The sequence below is a fragment of the Massilia sp. NBRC 108631 genome, from assembly GCF_059704565.1.
Map to the genome: position 1 here is coordinate 65,455 of NZ_BAAKJE010000102.1, position 18,032 is coordinate 83,486.

Below are 18,032 nucleotides of genomic sequence, written 5' to 3' on the forward strand. Positions count from 1 at the left end.
ATCAGTGGTCCGTGCGCATGAAGTTATTGATGTTCTTCACCAGGAAAGTGGGTGGAATGGTGTTCAGTTCCAAAATATGCTTGCACTTCGCCTCGTCCACGAAATCGATCATCACGAAGTTGGGCATGAAGGCCTTGAGCAGCGTGCCGCTGGCGAAGCCGTCGATCTTGGCGAACTTGTTCATGCGCGACGTGATGGCCGCGTCCAGGCCGTTGCTCCACATATCCTTTAGCCGCGCCACGTTGGGCGCCGTCCACATGCCGCTGTTACGGTCGCGGATGCTCTCGAATACGCCCGTCGTGGTCCAGTACATCATGCCGACCACGTTGGGATTGCCGTCGCCGCCGCGCGCCATCAGCTTGCTCTGCTTCTTGATGTTCTGTTCGATTTTGCCGAATGGCTTGCCGACGCTGGTGCCGCCCTTGCCGAAGTACTGCAGGCCTTCGTAGCGCTCGTCGTAGGTGCTGCCGGCCTTGCTCAGGTTCTTGATGCCGAGGATGCCTTGCGCGGCACTATAGCTCGCCCGCACCAGCTGCAGCCCGTCCGACGCGAACAGCACGATCACCTTGCCCTGCAGCTGGCGCAGCGTCCGCGTATTGAGGTTGCCGCCGCCCTTGTAGATCTTGTCGCCCAACACTTCCACGCAAGCGGCCGCGATCATCTCCCAGTTGTGGCAGTGGTCGAACTTGAGCACCACGAACTCGGTAGCGTAGGTGGTCACGAAACGGGACGCGTCGCTCAGGATCTTGGTCAGCGTCAGGCCATATTCGCCGCCCCACATGCTTTTCACCTTGGCGGTCGCCAACCCGCCCGTGCGGATATCCACGCCGGTGGTTTTGCTCTCCGGGCCCTTGCCGTGGTAGGCCTTCAGCGCCACCACCTTGTCGGCGCCGCCCTTCTTGACCAGCGCGCCGGTGATGCGGATATCGAACAGCCGCGCCCCCGCCACGGCCTGGTCGAAGATATCGAGATCCTGGGTCTGCGTGTTTGCGTCGCCCATGGTGACGCCGGCGTCATGGCTACCCGCCATGACGACCTCGTTGAGTTTCTTGTCCGGGCCTAAATCGTAGTAACTGATCATTTTTCACCTGCTCCTGGCATTCAAAAAAGGCCCGCCATCCCGCTTAGCTGTGCAAATGCACCGCGCGGCCATTGTCGATCGCCGTCACATCGGCTTCGCAAAAGCTCTGGCATTCCGGGCAATAGCTCACCACCATGTCATCTTCATCGAAATACAGCACCGCGTGCATCAGCTCCGTGTGCTCGATCGCCGCCATGCTGTCGCATACCGTGCAGCGGATAAAGATCAACGAGCAGATCCTTCGGTAGACATCCGCATCCGCGCCGTAGATCATCTCGCCATCCACCAGCTTGTTGGCGCCGGCCTCACTCATCCCCATCGACATCAGGCCGTAGATCACCAGGTCGCGCAGCGTTTTCCGGCGCCGCGCCTCCACGTTCAGGGTCGGCATCGATCCGCCGGGCTTGCGTGGCGCGGGCGGCACGTCGGGAGGCGCCAGTTCGGGAGCCGGCTTGTCCTTGCAGGTGACCCACCAGTTTTTCACGAACATGAGCCCGATAATCGTCGCCGCCGTGGCTACCACGGTCCACGCGCCTTCCTTCGGCGAACCAAACCCGGCCCCGCGCATGATCGCGCCGATCAGGCGCCGCTGGTCAGTCTCCCTGCCGCGGTAAATGGCGCCCTGCCCCCACAGGAATCCGCACCAGTGGTTGTAGGTCGTCAGCTTGGTCTTCTGCTGGCGCAGCAGGGCATTGGTCAGGAAACTATAGGAGCCCAGCGATTGCGAGATGAGCCCCATCAAGAACTTCTCCAGCCCACCGGCTGCACCAACCAGCGCCATGTTCTCAAGGCTCGATCCGCTGCCCAGGCTCGGCAGGTTCAGCCAATATGCAAGCTTGTAGATCGGCGTCGCCTGGTTGAAGCGGCTGCGGGGCAATCGCTTGCCGGCGCTCCGCAACAGCCAGCTAAAGTTCGACTTCGCTTTCAGTGTGAACACGTAGCGCATGCTGCCTCCCTGGTGGGCACTGCCGGGCTTCAATCAAAACTGTAGGCAAACTCCCCTTCTTTGACCTCGACCTGCACGCCGGCGATGGCGTCGCCCTGCATCATGCGGTTCAGGAATTCGCGGCTGATATCGGGCAGCATGGTGTTGGTCAGGATGGCGTCGATCATGCGGCCGCCGGACTCGCCCTCGGTGCAGCGCGACACCACCAGCTTGACCACCTCTTCGCTGTACTGGAACGGGATCTTGTAGCGCGCCTCGACGCGCTTCTTGATGCGGTTCAGCTGCAGCTTGACGATCTGGCCCAGCATCTGGTCCGACAGCGGGTAGTACGGGATGGTGACGATGCGGCCCAGCAGCGCCGGCGGGAACACCTTCAGCATCGGCGCGCGCAGGGCCTTGGCCATGCCGTCCGGGTCGGGCATCAGGTCCGGGTCCTTGCACAGGCCGGCGATCAGGTCGGTGCCGGCGTTGGTGGTGAGGATGATCAGCGTGTTCTTGAAGTCGATGAAGCGGCCTTCGCCGTCTTCCATGAAACCCTTGTCGAACACCTGGAAGAACATCTCGTGCACATCCGGGTGCGCCTTCTCCACCTCGTCCAGCAGCACCACCGAGTATGGCTTGCGGCGCACCGCCTCGGTCAGCACGCCGCCCTCGCCATAGCCCACGTAGCCGGGCGGCGCGCCTTTCAGCGTGGAGACGGTGTGCGCCTCCTGGTACTCGCTCATGTTGATGGTGATCAGATTCTGCTCGCCGCCGTACAGCGCCTCGGCCAGGGCCAGCGCGGTTTCGGTCTTGCCGACGCCGGAGGTACCAGCCAGCATGAACACGCCGATCGGCTTGCTCGGATTGTCCAGGCCCGCGCGCGAAGTCTGGATGCGCTTGGCGATCATCTCCATCGCGTGGTCCTGGCCGATCACGCGCTGGCTCAGCAGCGAGGCCACCTTGAGGATGGTCTCCATCTCGTTCTTGGCCATGCGGCCGACCGGGATGCCGGTCCAGTCTCCCACCACGGCGGCCACCGCCTGGTAGTCCACGGTCGGCAGGATCAGCGGGGTTTCGCCTTGCAGCGCGCTCAGTTTGGCCTGCACGGCCTTGAGCTGCTCCATCAGCGCGACGCGTTCTTCCGGCGCGATGGCAGGTGCGGTGGCGGCGGTGGCGGCCGCAGCTTCGGCGCCCGCCTCCAGGCTGCTGCCGGTGCCCTCCACCGGCTGCGCGCCGTCGCGCAGCTTGGCACGCAGGGCCAGCAGCTCGTCCACCAGCTCGCGCTCCGCGTTCCAGCGCGTCTCCAGCCCGGCCAGGCGCTCGCGTTCGGCGCCCAGCAGGTCGTCCGCCTCGCTCTTGCGCTTGCCGATGTCGATGCCGATGGCGCTTTCGCGGCCGATGATGCCCAGTTCCGTTTCCAGCGCTTCGATGCGCTTGCGCGCATCGTCCACTTCGGCCGGCGTGGCGTGCAGGCTCACGGCCACGCGCGCGCAGGCCGTGTCGAGCAGGCTGACCGACTTGTCCGGCAACTGGCGCGCCGGGATGTAACGGTGCGACAGCTTGACCGCCGCCTCCAGCGCTTCATCGAGGATCTGCACCTTGTGGTGTTTTTCCATGGTCGAAGCCACGCCGCGCATCATCAGGATGGCGCGCTCTTCGCTCGGCTCGTCCACCTGCACGGTCTGGAAGCGGCGGGTCAGCGCCGGGTCCTTCTCGATGTGCTTCTTGTATTCGGCGAAAGTGGTGGCGCCGATGGTGCGCAGCGTGCCGCGCGCCAGCGCAGGCTTGAGCAGGTTGGCCGCATCGCCGGTGCCGGCCGCGCCGCCCGCGCCCACCAGCGTGTGCGTCTCGTCGATGAACAGGATGATGGGTTTCGGGCTGCCCTGCACTTCGTCGATCACCGAACGCAGGCGCTGCTCGAACTCGCCCTTCATGCTGGCGCCGGCCTGCAGCAGGCCCACGTCCAGCGTCAGCAGCTGCACGTCCTTCAGGCTGGGGGGCACGTCGCCACGGGCGATGCGCTGCGCGAAGCCTTCCACCACGGCCGTCTTGCCGACGCCGGCCTCGCCCACCAGGATGGGATTGTTCTGGCGGCGGCGCATCAGGATATCGACCACCTGGCGGATCTCGTCGTCGCGGCCAACGATGGGGTCCATCTTGCCGCTGCGGGCTTGCTCGGTCAGGTCCACGGTGAACTTCTTCAGCGCTTCCTGCTTGCCCATGGCGGCAGGCGCGATGGCGCCGGAGGCCTCGCCCGGCGCGGCCCCGCCGCCGGCCTGGAAGCCGTCCGTGGCCGCCATCTGCGCTTCCGGCGATTCCTTCAGCAGGCTGGCAAACTTCTCGCTCAGGTCGTCGGCCTTGATCTTCTGGAATTGCGGCGACATGCCATACAGCGCGTTGCGCAGGCTGGAAGTCTTGAGCATGCCAACCACGATATGGCCGGAGCGGATCTGCGATTCGCCGAACATCAGCGTGCCATACACCCAGGCGCGCTCCACCGATTCCTCCAGCTGCGAGGACAGGTCGATGCCCGAGGTGGAGCCGCGCGGCAGGCGGTCTAGCGCCGCCGTCAGGTCGCGCGCCAGGCCGGCCGCGTCCAGCTCATAGTGCTTGACCAGGCGCAGCAGGTCGGAATCCTGCAACTGCAGGATCTGGTGCATCCAGTGCACCAGTTCCACGTAGGGGTTGCCGCGCAGCTTGCAAAAGACGGTGCTGCTTTCGATGGCGCGGTAGCACAGCGAGTTCAATTTCCCGAACAGGGCGACGCGACTGATTTCTGCCATGGTGATTTTCCTTAGCCCGCATGGGCGCTTGGGTTGATGAGCAATTGATCCGGATTGCGGAGTGGCGCGGCGCCGGCTGGCCAGGTGCTCCAGCCAAGCCGCAGGCCGCTGCCGGCCCCGGCGCCCAGCCGCAACGGCGGGGTTTCTTCTTTTTTCAAGATCAGGCGCACGTCCCAGTCCAGGGCCGTGCCGGCGTAATTGCGCACCCAGGCCAGCAGGCGCTTCATGCTGTCGCCGCCGGGCAGCATGCGTTCATAGTCGGCAAAGCCCATCGGGCCGATGACGATGCGGAATTTGTTCTGGCAGTCCCATACCTTGCAACCGAGGACGGTGGACACGCCCAGCCGGTTGCCGTCCTCGGCGCGGCCGATGCGCGACTGGATCTCCGGCGGCAGCCGCATCCAATGGCCGGTGAACTGCTCCACCGCCACCGGCAGCTTGAAATACTCGCGCAGGATGGACACCAGGCCGGAGGCGGGCCGCGCATTATTGGCCAGCAGGCCGGCGAAATGCAGCTTGGCGAAGTCGCCGATGTCGTCGCGCTGGCGCAAGGCCGGCGCCCCGATGCCGAACAGGCTGCCGACGAACTCCGCATAGCGGTCGCCGTCCTCGCGGTCCAGGTTGATGGCCGGTTCCGCCTGCGCCCGCGCGCGGTAGAACAGCGACAGCATGCGGTGGTGGAACACGTCGAAAAAGGCCAGCAAGGTGCCGTCGCCGCCGTTGCGCAGGCGGTCGCGCGTGTATTCGGTGATGTGGATGGGCAGCGGGCCGTTGGCGCCCAGCAGGCCAAAAAAATTCACCGCCAGGCGCGCGCGCGCGTCGGCGCCGTTCGAACCGCCGCGCAGGAACTGCCCCAGCGCGCCGGGGTGGAAGGTCAGCGACGGGTCCTGGCCGAAGCGCACCGCGTCGTCGCGCGGGCGCAGCGAAGCGCCGATGCGCGGCAGCTCCGGGTGCGCATTCTCGATCAGCCGCAGCACCTGGAAAAAGTCCATGCGCGCAGCCTTGCGCTCCAGTTCCAGCTCGGTTTCTACAGGATCGCGCATGCGCCCCCCTTGGCCGGCCAGCGCATGATCTCGCCGCGCCCGATGGTGCGCACCACCGTCTCGGTGAAGGAGTTGATGGACACATACTGCGCGAAGAACTGCGCCAGCACGCCGCCCAGCAGGAAGGCGCCGGTGCCCTCGAAGGCCGCGTCGTCCAGCGTGACGGTCACCTGCAGGCCGCGCCCGAAGGTGATCGGGCCCGGCGACGGCATGCGGCGCGTGATGCTGGCGGTGCCGATCGACTGCACGCCTTCGATCTGGCGCTGTCCGTTCAGGTCGCCCGCATGGCAGTACAGCGACAGCATTTCGCGCAGCGCCACCGCGCCCTGGCGCGCGTCGCTGTCGGTCAGCGACAGGTAGTTGAGCGACAGGTGGTTCAGCAGGCGCCAAGCCACCGCGCCTTCGGCGAACGAGGCGTGCGGCTGGCTGGGGCCGGCCAGGCAGCGCACCGCCGTGACGGGCGCGCCGGATTCCAGGATGAAATCGGTCTTGCCCACGCCCAGCGGCATGGACAGCGGCAGGTCGCGGTTGGTGCACCAGACCGACAGGCCGAGCTGGCGCAGGTCGCTGCGGTACGGCGCCTCGGCCGCGTCCACGATGGAAATGAAGGTTTCGCTGCCGATGTAGCTCGAGCGCGGACCGACCTTGCGCTGGCGCTGCGAGATCAGGCGCGGCTCGCGCCGCACATGGTAGAAGGCCTTGTCCTGGTGCAGGCCGCCGATATCCTTGGCGGTGTAGAAAGGCCGGAACGCCTGCTCGGCGTTGGGGCCGGTGCCGTAGCCGGTCACCTCGTCGATCTGGAACACCTCGAAGTCCATCGGCCGGGTGCGGTCCACCAGCACGTGGTACTCGAACTCGTCGCCGCTGACGTTGATGCGGTCGGCGCGGCGCTGGAACAGGTTGATGGCCGGCGTGCAGTTGAGCGCGAAGTTGGACGCGTCCAGCATTTGCTCCAGCAGCGCGTCGCCCTTGTTGAGCAGGATCACCAGTTCCACCTCGGTTTCCGCGCAACGGCCCAGCGCCTGCTGCAGGCCGCGCAGCTCGACGAACTGGAAGCGCTGCGGGAAGGCGAAATACTCCTGCAGCAGGCGGTAGCCCTGGAAGGTGCGGCGCCCGCTCGGCAGCAGCGCCTCGTCCTCGCTGAAGCCCAGCGGCGCCACGGCGCTTCTCGGCAGCAGCGTACTGGCGCTGGCCGAGGCCACCAGCACCCCTTCCACGCTGCCCAGGATGCGTTCATAAATCTTCACCGGCATCTCGTCGCTGCCGCGCAGGTTCAGTGCCAGGCGATCCAGCGGCAAGGCGCGGAACGGCACGCCGCCGGCCGTGCGCAGTTTCAGGCGGATGCCGGCCTTGACGCTGCCCGGCAGCGCCGCGCCGTTCCCGGCACCAGCGCCGAACAATGCGCCGCTGTGCGTGAAGAACTTGGCTTCCAGCAGTTCCACCGGCCACATGGTCACGTCGTGCGCGGTGCGGTATTCGCAGGCGGTCGTGTCGCCCTTGCCCAGCACGCTGCGCATGGCGGTGCCGCGCGGCACCACGTAGCCCTGCTTGAGCGCGGGATTGCCCAGGTCCGGCTGCAGCTGCACCACCGCCATCGACGGCGTGGGCGCCAGGAAGTGCGGGTACACCAGCTCGGACATGTGCTGCGTAAAGCGCGGGAACTCGGCGTCGATCTTCATCTGCACGCGCGCGGCCAGGAAGCTGAAGCCTTCCAGCAGGCGCTCCACGTAGGGGTCGGCGCAGTCGAAGCCTTCCAGGCCCAGGCGGCCGGCTATCTTGGGATACTCCTTGGCGAACTCGCCGCCCACTTCGCGCAGGTGCTGCAGTTCCTGGCTGTAATAGCGCAGCAGGCGCGGATTCATGCCGCCGATCCCTTGCCGGAAGTGTTCTCCGTCACGCGGATGCTGGCGCGGTCCACGTCCAGTTCAGTTTTCAGGTACAGCCGTTCCGGGTAAGGTTGCGCCCACATATCGCCTTCGATTTCAAACATGATGGTGTTGCGGTCCGACTCGGCCGGCACCGCCTTGACGGTCACCGAGGCCCGTATCAGGCGCGGCTCGAAGTCCCAGATGGCCTGGCGGATGCCGCGTTCCAGCTCGGTCAGGTTCATGCCCGCCACGGAGATGCCGGAGATGTCCGGCATGCCGTAGTTGACCACGGAGTTGGCCACGTGCGGCAGCTTTTGGTGCTCGGTGACGGACAGCAGATTGGTGGTATTGAGCAGCCAGGCCAGGTCGCGCAGCACGCTCTCGCGCAGCGTGCGCAGCGACAGCACGCGCCGCTCGCGCGACTCGACGCTGCTCTCCGGCTCGTCGTCGGTCAGGCGGTCCAGCAGCGAAGGCTGGAGCCGCTCGCGTGGCGCCAGTTCAGCCATTGCCGCCGGCGGCGCCGTCAACGCCGTCGAGTTCGATGCTGCGCACGTCCATCAGCGCGTAGTCGGCCGCGTCGGTGGCGAACATGCGCTGGCCCAGTCCCACGCCGTCCTCGCGCCATTCGGTGCGGCGCGCCAGCAGCAGCGCGTCGTCGGCGCCCTCGCGCACCGTGCCGGCGTAGCGCGTCGGGATCAGCCCGACCGTGCTGGCGCCGTTGGTCCAGGTGAAGGTGGCCGGCATCCACACCTTGTCGCGCAGGTCGGCCGGGGCTTCGATTTCGATGCGGCTCACATGCTGTACCGGCACCCAGATGTAGCGCCCGTTCATGATCACCTCCAGCACCGGGCCGATGCGCGCGTCGGCGTCGGCCAGCCAGGCGAAGGCTTCGCCGTTGATGCGGCCGGCACTGGCCGGTGCGTCCTCGAAGGCGCGCGCGCGGGCCTGCGCGCCGGCGGCGGCATTGCCCTCGCCTTCCAGCTTGAGCGCCTCGGCAACCAGGGCGATCCACGCCACCGGTTCGCCGAACACCACGGGCACGCGTTTGCCGGCAAAGATTTCATCGCGCAGCGCCTCGCACTGGATCGCTTCGCGGTAGGTTTGCGCCATCGGCAAGGTGGCCGCATCCAGCTCGGCGGCCACGTTCAGTTGCGTCAGTGCGCGGTTCCACTGGCCCTGCACGCAGAGCAGCTGGAACAGGAAAGTTCGGAGTTTCGCGTTGGAGGGGTCTTTACGGATCTGGCCTTGCAGCGCGGTGAGCGCCTCGCCAAGCCGGCCTTCGGAAATGAGCTGTTGCGCGTCCATAAGGAGCCCTGAGATAAAACGAGAGGAGAAAAAAGCCGGGGCGCACAGGCCCCGGCAGCTTGCGATTACTTGGCGATGTTGCCGGCGATGTCCCAGTTGAACACGCCGCCCGAAGCGGTAACGCCTTTTTCGTTCTGCAGGAAGTACTCGAACTTCACTTCAGCGAAGTTCAGGCTGACGTTCTCGGTCAGGCGGTCCTCGCCGCCGCTGCCGCCGGTCGATACCGAGGTCACCAGCACCTTGGTCATGGTCAGTTCCAGGTACTTCTGCTGTCCCTCGCCGGCTTTGCGCACCAGCAGCTTGGCCACCGGAATGTGCGCGCCTTTGGCCAGCGCGATCAGCAGGGCCGGCGAAGCCTTGTCCAGGTATTTGGTGATCGAGATATCCTGGAAGTTGGCCTTGCCTGCGCCGCCGCCGCCGCCGGCGTGGAAGGAACCGGAGTTGGACGCGCCCCAGCTCCATGCCAGCACGTCGATATCGCCGGCTGCTTTTTGCGCGCTATCCTGGGTTTCGCCTTTGATCGTGGCGCCCAGGTTCAGGAACATGTCTACTGCCATTTTTATTCTCCTAGTGTGTGTGGACTACAAACTGTAAAAATCAACCGCCTTTGGCCGACGGCAGCTTGGACACCAACCGCAGCGACACGGTCAGGCCTTCCAGCTGGTAGTGCGGGCGCAGGAAGAACTTGGAGGTGTAGTAGCCTGGATTGCCTTCCACTTCCTCGAGGATCACTTCGGCCGCCGCCAATGGCTTCATCGCCTTGGTTCCTTCGCTGGAGTTGGCCGGGTCGCCGTCGACGTAACGGTTGATCCAGTTGCTCAGCCAGCGTTCCATCTCATCGCGCCCCTTGAAGGAACCGATCTTGTCACGCACGATGCATTTCAGGTAATGCGCAAAGCGGCAGGTGGCGAACAGGTACGGCAGGCGCGCGCCCAGGTTGGCGTTGGCGGTGGCGTCCGGGTCGTCGTACTCGGCCGGCTTGTGCAGCGACTGCGCGCCGATGAAGGCGGCGAAATCGGTGTTCTTCTTGTGCACCAGCGGCATGAAGCCGTTGGCCGCCAGCTCCGCTTCGCGGCGGTCCGAGATGGCGATCTCGGTCGGGCATTGCATGGCCACGCCGCCGTCGTCGGTCGGGAAGCTGTGCACCGGCAGCCCTTCGACCGCGCCGCCGGACTCGATGCCGCGGATGCGCGAGCACCAGCCGTATTCCTTGAAGGAGCGGTTGATGTTGACCGCCATGGCGTAGGCCGCGTTGGCCCAGGTGTAGTTCTTGCTGCCGGCGGCCGAAGTGTCTTCCTCGAAGTCGAACGCTTCCACCGGGTCGGTCTTGGCGCCGTAAGGCTGGCGCGCCAGGAAGCGCGGCATGGCCAGACCGACGTAGCGCGCATCCTCGGACTCGCGGAACGAACGCCAGGCGGCATGTTCCGGGGTCTGGAAGATCTTGGTCAGGTCACGCGGGTTCGACAGCTCCTGCCACGATTCCATCAGCATCACCGACGGTGCGGCAGCGGCGATCAGCGGCGCGTGCGCGGCCGCGGCGATCTTCGCCATGCCGGACAGCAGCTCGACGTCGGGCGCGCTGTTGTCGAAGTAGTAGTCGGCCACGATGGAGCCGAACGGCTCGCCGCCGAACTGGCCGAACTCTTCTTCGTACATTTTCTTGAAGATCGGGCTCTGGTCCCAGGCCGTGCCCTTGAACTTCTTCAGCGTCTTGCCCAGGTCGCTCTTCGAGATGTTCATCACGCGGATCTTCAGCGTTTCATCGGTCTCGGTGTTGTTGACCAGGTGGTGCAGGCCGCGCCAGGCGCCTTCCAGCTTCTGGAACTCGTCGGTGTGCATGATCAGGTTGATCTGCTCGGTGAGCTTCTTGTCCAGCGCCGCGATCAGGCCCTCGATGGTGCCCAGCACGTCGTTCGAAATCAGGTTGGTGCCGCTCAGCGCCTGCTCGGCCAGCGTCTTGACCGCGTTCTCGACCGCTTCCTTGGCCTTGTCCGATTGCGGCTTGAACTCCTTCTGCAGCAAGCTGCCGAAGTCGCTCATTTCCAGGGTGCCGGTGGCGCCTTGTTGTGCTTCAGTGATCTGTGCCATCAATTCCTCCGTCGATTATTCTTGCGGCTTCGGTGCCGAGGTCAGGGCCTGCATCAGGGCCGGTTCGGCCAGCAGCTTGCCGATCAGCTCTTCGGCGCCGGTTTTGCCGTCCATATAGGTCAGCAGGTTGGACAGCTGGCCGCGCGCTTCGAGCAGCTTGTTCAGCGATTCCACCTTGCGCGCCACGGCGGCCGGGGTGAAGTCGTCCATGCTCTCGAAGGTCATGTCGACCGCCATATTGCCCTCGCCGGTCAGCGTGTTGGGCACTTGCACCGCGATGCGCGGCTTCATCGATTTCAGGCGTTCGTCGAAGTTGTCGACGTCGATCTCCAGGAATTTGCGGTCCGCCACCGGCGCCAGCGGATCGGCCGGCTGGCCGGACAAGTCGGCCAGCACGCCCATCACGAAGGGCAACTGCACGCTTTTTTCCGCGCCGTAGACTTCCACGTCGTATTCGATCTGCACGCGCGGCGCGCGGTTGCGCGCGATGAACTTCTGGCTACTTTCTTTGCCCACGATTTACTCCTCCTAGTGATAGAAACGACCCGGTTTGCTGCCTGGTACTCTCGAATTTAATATTCGCTCTGCTGTGATTCTTCTTCACGCGGGCCGCTGACCACCAGCAGCTGCGTCATGCCGTCCGGCGCCAGGTCCTCCATGATTTCGAAGAAGTTCTTCGGAACCAGGCGCTTGGCGCGCTCCAGCAACAAAGGTACGGGACTGGACGGCTCGTACTGCTGGTAATACTTGTTAATCTTGTCGAGCATGCGGATCACATCGGCCCGGCTGGTGACGTCGCCGCTGATGGCGGCGGCGCGCGTGCCGCCCTTGCCGGCAGCTGCGCCGCCGGAGACTGCGTCGGCATCCTCGCCTTCCGCTTCGCCCTCGGCAGCAGCGCCTCCGGCGCGCTCGCCGCCGCCCTGCCCGGCGAAGAAATCGCGGCCGCGCCGCAACAGGCGCACCAGGGCATCCAGGTTCAGCGCCTGCGAACTGCCCACCTGGCGCACCAGGGTCACCTCGATCTGCGTCACGCTGTCGCAGGCGGCAGCCAGGCCGGCGCTGCTGGCGGCCACCCGTTCGGGATCGGCGTCCTGCAGCGCGGCGGCAATCGAATGCAGCTCGACCTTGCTCTCGCCTTCGGCTGGCTGCAGTTCACCGTTGGCCACTTCCAGCGTGCGCAGCGACAGCGGCCCCAGTCCGGGCAGCATCAGCAGCGTGGCCTCTTTCACTTCGCGCAGGAAGGCGTTGTCGGCCAGCGTGGCCAGGGAGTTAATGCGCAGCATGGGGTCCATGCCGTCGTCGGGGTCGAGCTGGGGATGGACGCTGTCCCAGCGCTGCTCCAGCAGCCGCTCGATCAGCGCCAGGCCGTTGGCCAGGCCGGGCATGCCCTCAAGCGCGAGCAGCGCGCGCGCCAGCGACACCGCCAGCCGCAGGTCGCGGCTGCGCTCCAGCAAACCGGCAGCCAGGCGCTTGACCACCTTCCATTCGGGAGGCACGGCCGGGGTGATGGTGTCGCCATACTGAACCTCGGGTTTGCCCAGGATGGCCTGTTCGAGCTCCAGGAATTCCGGGTCGTACTCGAGATTGGGACCGCAGGGCGCATCCGCCTCCACGTCCACCAGCAAAGAATCAATATCCACTCCACCACCCTTGGCAATCAGTCCAGTTTTCGACCACGACTATACTAGAATTTCCAAAAAATATTGCAGAAAATAATTCTTTTTTGTCACGCATTTGTTGGTCTAAATATATTGCAAGATGCGCCGCGTTATGCATAAGTCATCGCAAGGATGGCGTCCCGGAATTCGCTCGCATGCTGATAGCGGCCGGACGGGTTTTTAGCCAGTCCGCACGCCAGCACCGGCTCGAAAGCGCGCAGCGCCGGCGGCAGCGGCGGCGGCGCTTCCAGCAGCACTTGCTGCATCAGCTGGAACGGCGTGCCTTCGTAGGGCCGGCGGCCGGCAAGCATCTGGTACAGCACCACGGCGGCGGCAAACAGGTCGCTGCGGCAGTCGGCCTGGCCGCGCATCTGCTCCGGCGCCATGTAGCCGGGCGTGCCGTGCGCGCTGCCGGCGCCGGCCGGGCTGGCCAGGCCGAAGTCGGAGATCTTCAGCTTGCCCCCGGCATCGAGCAGCAGGTTCGAAGGCTTGATGTCGCGATGCACCACGCCGTGGCCGTGCGCATACGCCAAGCCGTCGAGCAACTGTGCCATCCACGCCACGGCGCGCACCGGCGGCAGCGGCCCGGCTTGCAGCAGCGCGGGCAGCGACGGCCCATCCATATACTCGAGGGCGATATAAGGAACGGCGTGCGCGCCGCCCAGGCCGGCGCCGGCCTCCAGCACCGCCACAATGCAGGGATGGCGCACGCCGACAGGCGGAAAAGCAGGCGGCGGCGCCAGCTTCAGCGCCACCTGCCGGCCTTCCGGGCTGTCGGCCAGCCACACGCCCGGGGCCAGCGCGCGCCGCAGCAGGTAGCCGCCGGAATGGCCCGGCACCACGCTACCGATATTTATTTGCATGGGCGCTGGATAACAAGGTTGTCATTCGCTTATCATACGACGAGACGTTTCTGCTATAAACTGAATCTTTCGTTTGTCCCACACCACACATAGCCACATGAATGAACTGAAGCAGCTGGGCCGGTATCAATTATTGCGCGTGCTTGGGCGCGGCGCGATGGGCCTGGTCTATGAGGGTGTCGATCCCAAGTTGAACCGCCGGGTCGCCATCAAAGTCATCCACATGGGCCGGATCAACGATCCGGCCATGCGGGCCGAGTACTCCGCGCGCTTCACGCAAGAGGCGCAGGCGGTCGCGCGCCTGAACCACCCCAACATCGTCACCGTGTACGACTTCGGCGAGGAAGACGGCGAAGCCTACCTGGTGATGGAACTGATCGCCGGCGAAGAGCTGGGCAGCTATTTCGACGACAGCCAGGTGTTCTCGCTCGACTTCACGCTGGAGGATTCGGTGCGCATGACGTGCGAACTGCTGGATGCGGTGGACTACGCCCACCAGCAAGGCATCATCCACCGCGACATCAAGCCGGCCAACATCATGCTCAGCGGGCAGCTGCGGGTGAAGCTGACCGATTTCGGCGTGGCGCGCATGCAGGACGTAAACGCCAAGCACACCGAAGCGGGCACCATGGTCGGCACGCCCAGCTACATGTCGCCCGAGCAGATCACCGGCCAGGCGGTCGGGCCGCGCTCGGACATTTTCGCCGCCGGCATCGTGCTGTACCAGTTCCTCACCGGCGAAAAGCCGTTTACCGGCAAGGGCCTGTTCGAGGTGCAGCAGAAGATCGTCTACGAGCAGCCGGCGCTGCCCAGCACCCTCAATCCCCTGATCAGCCCCATGTTCGACCGCGTGGTATTGCGCGCCCTGGCCAAGCGCCCGGAAGACCGCTATGCCAGCGCGCGCAGCTTCAAGGAAGACCTGAAACGCGCCCTGAACGGCGACGAAGTGGGCCTGGACGACACCATGCCGCCGCAGGCGCGCGTGGCAAACTCCTTCCTGTCCCCGGCCCCAGGCGCCCAGTCGTACAGCACCATGCCGCCGCCGTTCCAGCCGGGCGGCGCCCCGGCTGCCACCCGCGGCGATCCCGGCGCGGACCCGGACGCCACCCAGGTCTCCGGCGTGGGCCTGCCGCTGCCAGGCGCGCAGGACCAGGACGCCACCGTGGTCACCACGCCACCCGGCATCCGCCCCGGCGGTAAGCGCCAATGAGCGCGGCAATTAGCTCGGCCGAAGACCGGCTGCACTTCTTCAAGCGCCTGCAGCTGCTGACCAACAAGATCCACGCCACGCAGGACATCGACGACATCATGCTGGAGATGTCGGCCGAGCTGTGCGAGCTGTTCAGCGGCGACCGGCTCACCGTCTACGCCCTGTCGGACGACAAGGCCAGCATGGTGTCCAAGGTGAAAACCGGGCTGGCCTCGTTCAAGCAGCTCAAGCTGCCCATCTCGGCGCAAAGCATCGCCGGCTACGCCGCGCTGTCGAAAAAGACGCTCAACCTGCTGGACGTGTACGACGAGGCCGAACTGCGGCGCCACGACGACGCCCTGTGCTTCCAGCAGGGCGTGGACCGGCGCACCGGCTACCGCACGCAGCAGATGCTGGTGGCGCCCATCCTGGCCGACGACGGCGCGGTGCTGGGCGTGCTCCAGCTGATCAACAACCACAAGGGCGGCGCCTTCGACGCCATGGTGGAGGAAGGCGTGCAGCACCTGTGCGACTCGATCGCCATCGCCTTCGCGCACCGCCACAAGGCGCCCACGCGCGAGCGCAGCCGCTTCGCCGCCATGCTGTCCGAAGCGGCGCTGCCGCGCGTGCAGCTGGAACAGGCGCTGCGCAGCGCGGCGGCCCGCAATGTCGATATCGAAGACGTCCTGCTGGACGAACTGGCGATCAAGCCGGCGCTGGTGGGCCGTGCGCTGGCCGACTTCTTCGGCGTGCCCTACTTCATGTTCCAGGTGGACCGGCGCCGCCCGCAAGGCCTGCTGGACAGTTTCAACCGCGAATTCGTGGTGCAGAACCAGTGGATGCCGATCGAGGAAGGAAGGCACGGCATCTTCATCCTGGCGGTGGACCCGGACCAGCTCAAAGCCAGCGGCGCGGTGCAGCGCGTGTTCCCGCAAGCCACGCCGATCTACTGCGTAACCACGCGGCGCGAATTCGGCTGGATGGTGAACCAGTTCTTCGGCGCGGCGGATGCCTCGCCGGCCGACACCCTGCCGCCGCCCGCCGCCCGCGCCGCGCCGACCGCGCCGGCCTCCGTGCCCTCGCCCGCAGTTCCGGCGCCAGTCCCAGGCCCTGCCGGCCTGGCCGCTGCCGATGAGCAGGCAGAGGTGGATGTCGACGCCACCATCGTCGCCAGGCCGGCGCGCGCCCCCATCCCTGCGCAACCCAGCGTCGAGCAGGCGCTGATCGCCAACGCCGTCAGCCCGCTGCTGCTGGCCGCCGCGCAGCACGGCATCAGCGAGCTGCACATCACCACCACGCCCGGTGCGGACGGCGAAATCCGCTTCCAGGTCAGCGGCGTGCTGCGGAAGCCCTGATGTCCTACCCCATCCACAACAAGCTGGTGATCGGCATCGCCTCCAGCGCCCTGTTCGACCTGAGCGCCTCGCACCAGGTGTATGTCGACAGCGGCGAAGAGGAATACCGCAAGTACCAGGAAGCCCACATCGACACGATACTGGGCAAGGGCGTGGCGTTCCCCTTCATCCGGCGCTTCCTCAACATCAACAAGCACTTCCCCGGCCAGATGCCGGTGGAGGTGGTGCTCCTGTCGCGCAACTCGCCCGAAACCGGCCTGCGCGTGATGAAGTCGATCGCCCACTACGGCCTGGACATCTCGCGCGCCGCCTTCGTCACCGGCAAGTCGCCCTACACTTATCTGCCCGCGTTCAACACCTCGCTGTTCCTGAGCGCGAACGCGGCCGACGTGCGCAGTGCGCTGGACAACAACTATCCCGCCGGCCTGGTGCTGCCGTCCCTGATCGAGGACGACGAGGACGACATGGAGCTGCGCGTGGCCTTCGACTTCGACGGCGTGATCGCCGACGACGAATCCGAAACCGTCTACAAACGCAACCACGACGTGCTGGAATTTCACGCCCACGAAACCGAGCGCGTGGCCATCCCGCACCGTCCCGGCCCGCTGGCGGACCTGTTTCGCAAGCTGCACGTGATGCAGCGCTACGAGGCCGTGCTGGCGCGCAGCGACCCGGCGTACAAGCGCATCCTGAGCATCGCCATCATCACGGCCCGCAGCGCACCTTCGCACGAACGGGTGGTCACCACCCTGAAGAACTGGGGCGTGTCGGCCAACGAAACGTTCTTCCTGGGCGGCATGGACAAGGCGCGCGTGCTGTCCATCCTCAAGCCCCACATCTTCTTCGACGACCAGCTCAGCCACCTGAAGTCCGAGGGCGGCACCATCCCCATGGTGCACGTGCCTTTCGGCGTTGCGAATCCGGCACAGGTTTAGCACCTTCTTAAGGCTGGCGTAATTACCAGCGGCAACTTTCCGCGTATATTCGTCAGCACGCCTCTACCAAAATAAGAAGGCGCAATCAAACCATGGAGCTTTACAAATGAAACGATTCGCACTCGCGGCCCTGATGGCATGCATCGGCCACACCGCATTCGCAGCCGACGCCGGCCACTGGGGCTACGCCGGCGCCGAAGGCCCGGAGCAGTGGGCCAAGCTGTCGCCGGACAACTACGCCTGCCAGAGCGGCAAGAACCAGTCGCCGGTGGACCTGAAAGGCAGCATCCATGCGGCGCTCAAGCCGCTGAAGATGGACTACAAGGCAGGCGGCAATGAAGTCCTGAACAACGGCCACACGCTGCAAGTAGGCTTCACGCCCGGCAGCGCGCTGTGGCTGGACGGCGAACGTTTCGAGCTGAAGCAGTACCACTTCCACGCCCCCAGCGAAAACCTGATCGCCGGCGTGTCCTATCCGCTGGAAGTGCACCTGGTGCATGCCGACAAGGACGGCAACCTGGCCGTGGTGGCCGTGATGTTCAAGGAAGGCGCGGAGAACAAGGCGCTGGCCGCGCTGTGGCCGCAACTGCCGAAGGAAGCCGGCCTGAAAACCGCGCTGGCGACACCGCTGTCGGCCGCGGCCCTGCTGCCCGCCAAGCATGCCTACTACCGCTTCAGCGGCTCGCTGACCACGCCGCCGTGCTCCGAAGGCGTGCGCTGGCTGGTGATGAAGAACCCGGTGACGGTATCGAAAGCGCAGGTGGCCGAGTTCGCCGAAGTGATCCACCATCCGAACAACCGCCCGGTGCAGGCGCTAAACGGCCGGCCGGTGCTGGACTAAGCACCCCGGAAGCAATGTTAGCGGTCACAAGGTCGTCATATTGCATGGGTAGCATGCGGGTAGTTTTTTTAGCCCTGTCTTAACTACCCAAGGAA

16 protein-coding genes are annotated in these 18,032 nt (G+C 65.5%); 4 read left to right on the forward strand and 12 right to left on the reverse strand.

Annotation, left to right across the window (positions count from 1 at the left end; translation table 11 throughout):
* Position 1: 1 nt before the first annotated feature.
* The 12 genes from AC6H42_RS11300 to AC6H42_RS11355 all read right to left on the reverse strand — a co-directional run bounded on the left by AC6H42_RS11300 (position 2) and on the right by AC6H42_RS11355 (position 13,617).
* Positions 2–1,081, reverse strand: a complete 1,080-nt coding sequence (locus tag AC6H42_RS11300; RefSeq protein WP_497548068.1) for a PI-PLC domain-containing protein — start codon at positions 1,079–1,081, stop codon at positions 2–4.
* A gap of 43 nt (positions 1,082–1,124) precedes the next feature.
* Positions 1,125–2,027, reverse strand: a complete 903-nt coding sequence (locus tag AC6H42_RS11305; protein ID WP_057154619.1) for a hypothetical protein — start codon at positions 2,025–2,027, stop codon at positions 1,125–1,127.
* A gap of 29 nt (positions 2,028–2,056) precedes the next feature.
* Positions 2,057–4,792 carry a type VI secretion system ATPase TssH gene (tssH, locus tag AC6H42_RS11310; RefSeq protein WP_497548069.1) on the reverse strand — a complete coding sequence of 912 codons (2,736 nt, stop codon included), beginning with the start codon at positions 4,790–4,792 and terminating at the stop codon, positions 2,057–2,059.
* 11 nt (positions 4,793–4,803) lie between these two features.
* Complete coding sequence (gene tssG, locus AC6H42_RS11315) at positions 4,804–5,835, reverse strand: type VI secretion system baseplate subunit TssG (RefSeq protein WP_057154621.1); 1,032 nt, start codon at positions 5,833–5,835, stop codon at positions 4,804–4,806.
* On the reverse strand, positions 5,820–7,697 hold the full coding sequence (gene tssF / locus AC6H42_RS11320) for a type VI secretion system baseplate subunit TssF (protein ID WP_497548070.1): 1,878 nt from the start codon (positions 7,695–7,697) through the stop codon (positions 5,820–5,822). Before tssF ends, tssG begins: the two co-directional genes overlap by 16 nt.
* Complete coding sequence (gene tssE, locus AC6H42_RS11325) at positions 7,694–8,209, reverse strand: type VI secretion system baseplate subunit TssE (RefSeq protein ID WP_057154623.1); 516 nt, start codon at positions 8,207–8,209, stop codon at positions 7,694–7,696. The genes tssF and tssE overlap by 4 nt, the downstream gene beginning before the upstream one ends.
* Positions 8,202–9,008: a type VI secretion system accessory protein TagJ gene (locus tag AC6H42_RS11330; RefSeq protein ID WP_057154624.1), complete on the reverse strand. Its 807-nt coding sequence runs from the start codon at positions 9,006–9,008 to the stop codon at positions 8,202–8,204. Before AC6H42_RS11330 ends, tssE begins: the two co-directional genes overlap by 8 nt.
* A gap of 65 nt (positions 9,009–9,073) precedes the next feature.
* Complete coding sequence (locus AC6H42_RS11335; protein ID WP_057154625.1) at positions 9,074–9,565, reverse strand: Hcp family type VI secretion system effector; 492 nt, start codon at positions 9,563–9,565, stop codon at positions 9,074–9,076.
* A 40-nt stretch (positions 9,566–9,605) separates the two neighbouring features.
* Positions 9,606–11,096, reverse strand: coding sequence for a type VI secretion system contractile sheath large subunit (gene tssC / locus AC6H42_RS11340; RefSeq protein ID WP_497548071.1), 1,491 nt, complete (start codon positions 11,094–11,096; stop codon positions 9,606–9,608).
* 15 nt (positions 11,097–11,111) lie between these two features.
* Positions 11,112–11,612 (reverse strand): type VI secretion system contractile sheath small subunit, encoded by a 501-nt coding sequence (gene tssB, locus AC6H42_RS11345; RefSeq protein WP_057154627.1) that lies wholly within the window; start codon positions 11,610–11,612, stop codon positions 11,112–11,114.
* 56 nt (positions 11,613–11,668) lie between these two features.
* On the reverse strand, positions 11,669–12,736 hold the full coding sequence (tssA, locus tag AC6H42_RS11350; protein ID WP_200953943.1) for a type VI secretion system protein TssA: 1,068 nt from the start codon (positions 12,734–12,736) through the stop codon (positions 11,669–11,671).
* A gap of 128 nt (positions 12,737–12,864) precedes the next feature.
* Positions 12,865–13,617, reverse strand: coding sequence for a serine/threonine-protein kinase (locus AC6H42_RS11355; RefSeq protein ID WP_497548072.1), 753 nt, complete (start codon positions 13,615–13,617; stop codon positions 12,865–12,867).
* Between the two features lie 97 nt (positions 13,618–13,714).
* Here AC6H42_RS11355 and AC6H42_RS11360 point away from each other — a divergent pair, with 97 nt between their 5' ends.
* The 4 genes from AC6H42_RS11360 to AC6H42_RS11375 all read left to right on the forward strand — a co-directional run bounded on the left by AC6H42_RS11360 (position 13,715) and on the right by AC6H42_RS11375 (position 17,937).
* Positions 13,715–14,827: a serine/threonine protein kinase gene (locus tag AC6H42_RS11360; RefSeq protein WP_497548073.1), complete on the forward strand. Its 1,113-nt coding sequence runs from the start codon at positions 13,715–13,717 to the stop codon at positions 14,825–14,827.
* On the forward strand, positions 14,824–16,161 hold the full coding sequence (locus AC6H42_RS11365; RefSeq protein ID WP_497548074.1) for a GAF domain-containing protein: 1,338 nt from the start codon (positions 14,824–14,826) through the stop codon (positions 16,159–16,161). Before AC6H42_RS11360 ends, AC6H42_RS11365 begins: the two co-directional genes overlap by 4 nt.
* The gene (locus tag AC6H42_RS11370) at positions 16,161–17,096 is read left to right on the forward strand and encodes a 5'-nucleotidase (protein WP_497548075.1); all 936 of its coding nucleotides are present in this window, start codon (positions 16,161–16,163) and stop codon (positions 17,094–17,096) included. Before AC6H42_RS11365 ends, AC6H42_RS11370 begins: the two co-directional genes overlap by 1 nt.
* A 106-nt stretch (positions 17,097–17,202) precedes the next feature.
* Entirely contained in the window at positions 17,203–17,937 is a 735-nt protein-coding gene (locus AC6H42_RS11375) for a carbonic anhydrase (protein WP_057154632.1), read from the forward strand.
* The last annotated feature ends 95 nt before the right edge of the window (positions 17,938–18,032 follow it).

Bases quoted from the DNA above. Each gene is read 5' to 3' on its own strand.
- AC6H42_RS11300 (WP_497548068.1), bottom strand. From the start codon at position 1,081: ATGATCAGTTACTACGATTTAGGCCCGGACAAGAAACTCAACGAGGTC.
- AC6H42_RS11305 (WP_057154619.1), bottom strand. From the start codon at position 2,027: ATGCGCTACGTGTTCACACTGAAAGCGAAGTCGAACTTTAGCTGGCTG.
- tssH (WP_497548069.1), bottom strand. From the start codon at position 4,792: ATGGCAGAAATCAGTCGCGTCGCCCTGTTCGGGAAATTGAACTCGCTG.
- tssG (WP_057154621.1), bottom strand. From the start codon at position 5,835: ATGCGCGATCCTGTAGAAACCGAGCTGGAACTGGAGCGCAAGGCTGCG.
- tssF (WP_497548070.1), bottom strand. From the start codon at position 7,697: ATGAATCCGCGCCTGCTGCGCTATTACAGCCAGGAACTGCAGCACCTG.
- tssE (WP_057154623.1), bottom strand. From the start codon at position 8,209: ATGGCTGAACTGGCGCCACGCGAGCGGCTCCAGCCTTCGCTGCTGGAC.
- AC6H42_RS11330 (WP_057154624.1), bottom strand. From the start codon at position 9,008: ATGGACGCGCAACAGCTCATTTCCGAAGGCCGGCTTGGCGAGGCGCTC.
- AC6H42_RS11335 (WP_057154625.1), bottom strand. From the start codon at position 9,565: ATGGCAGTAGACATGTTCCTGAACCTGGGCGCCACGATCAAAGGCGAA.
- tssC (WP_497548071.1), bottom strand. From the start codon at position 11,096: ATGGCACAGATCACTGAAGCACAACAAGGCGCCACCGGCACCCTGGAA.
- AC6H42_RS11355 (WP_497548072.1), bottom strand. From the start codon at position 13,617: ATGCAAATAAATATCGGTAGCGTGGTGCCGGGCCATTCCGGCGGCTAC.
- AC6H42_RS11360 (WP_497548073.1), top strand. From the start codon at position 13,715: ATGAATGAACTGAAGCAGCTGGGCCGGTATCAATTATTGCGCGTGCTT.
- AC6H42_RS11365 (WP_497548074.1), top strand. From the start codon at position 14,824: ATGAGCGCGGCAATTAGCTCGGCCGAAGACCGGCTGCACTTCTTCAAG.
- AC6H42_RS11370 (WP_497548075.1), top strand. From the start codon at position 16,161: ATGTCCTACCCCATCCACAACAAGCTGGTGATCGGCATCGCCTCCAGC.
- AC6H42_RS11375 (WP_057154632.1), top strand. From the start codon at position 17,203: ATGAAACGATTCGCACTCGCGGCCCTGATGGCATGCATCGGCCACACC.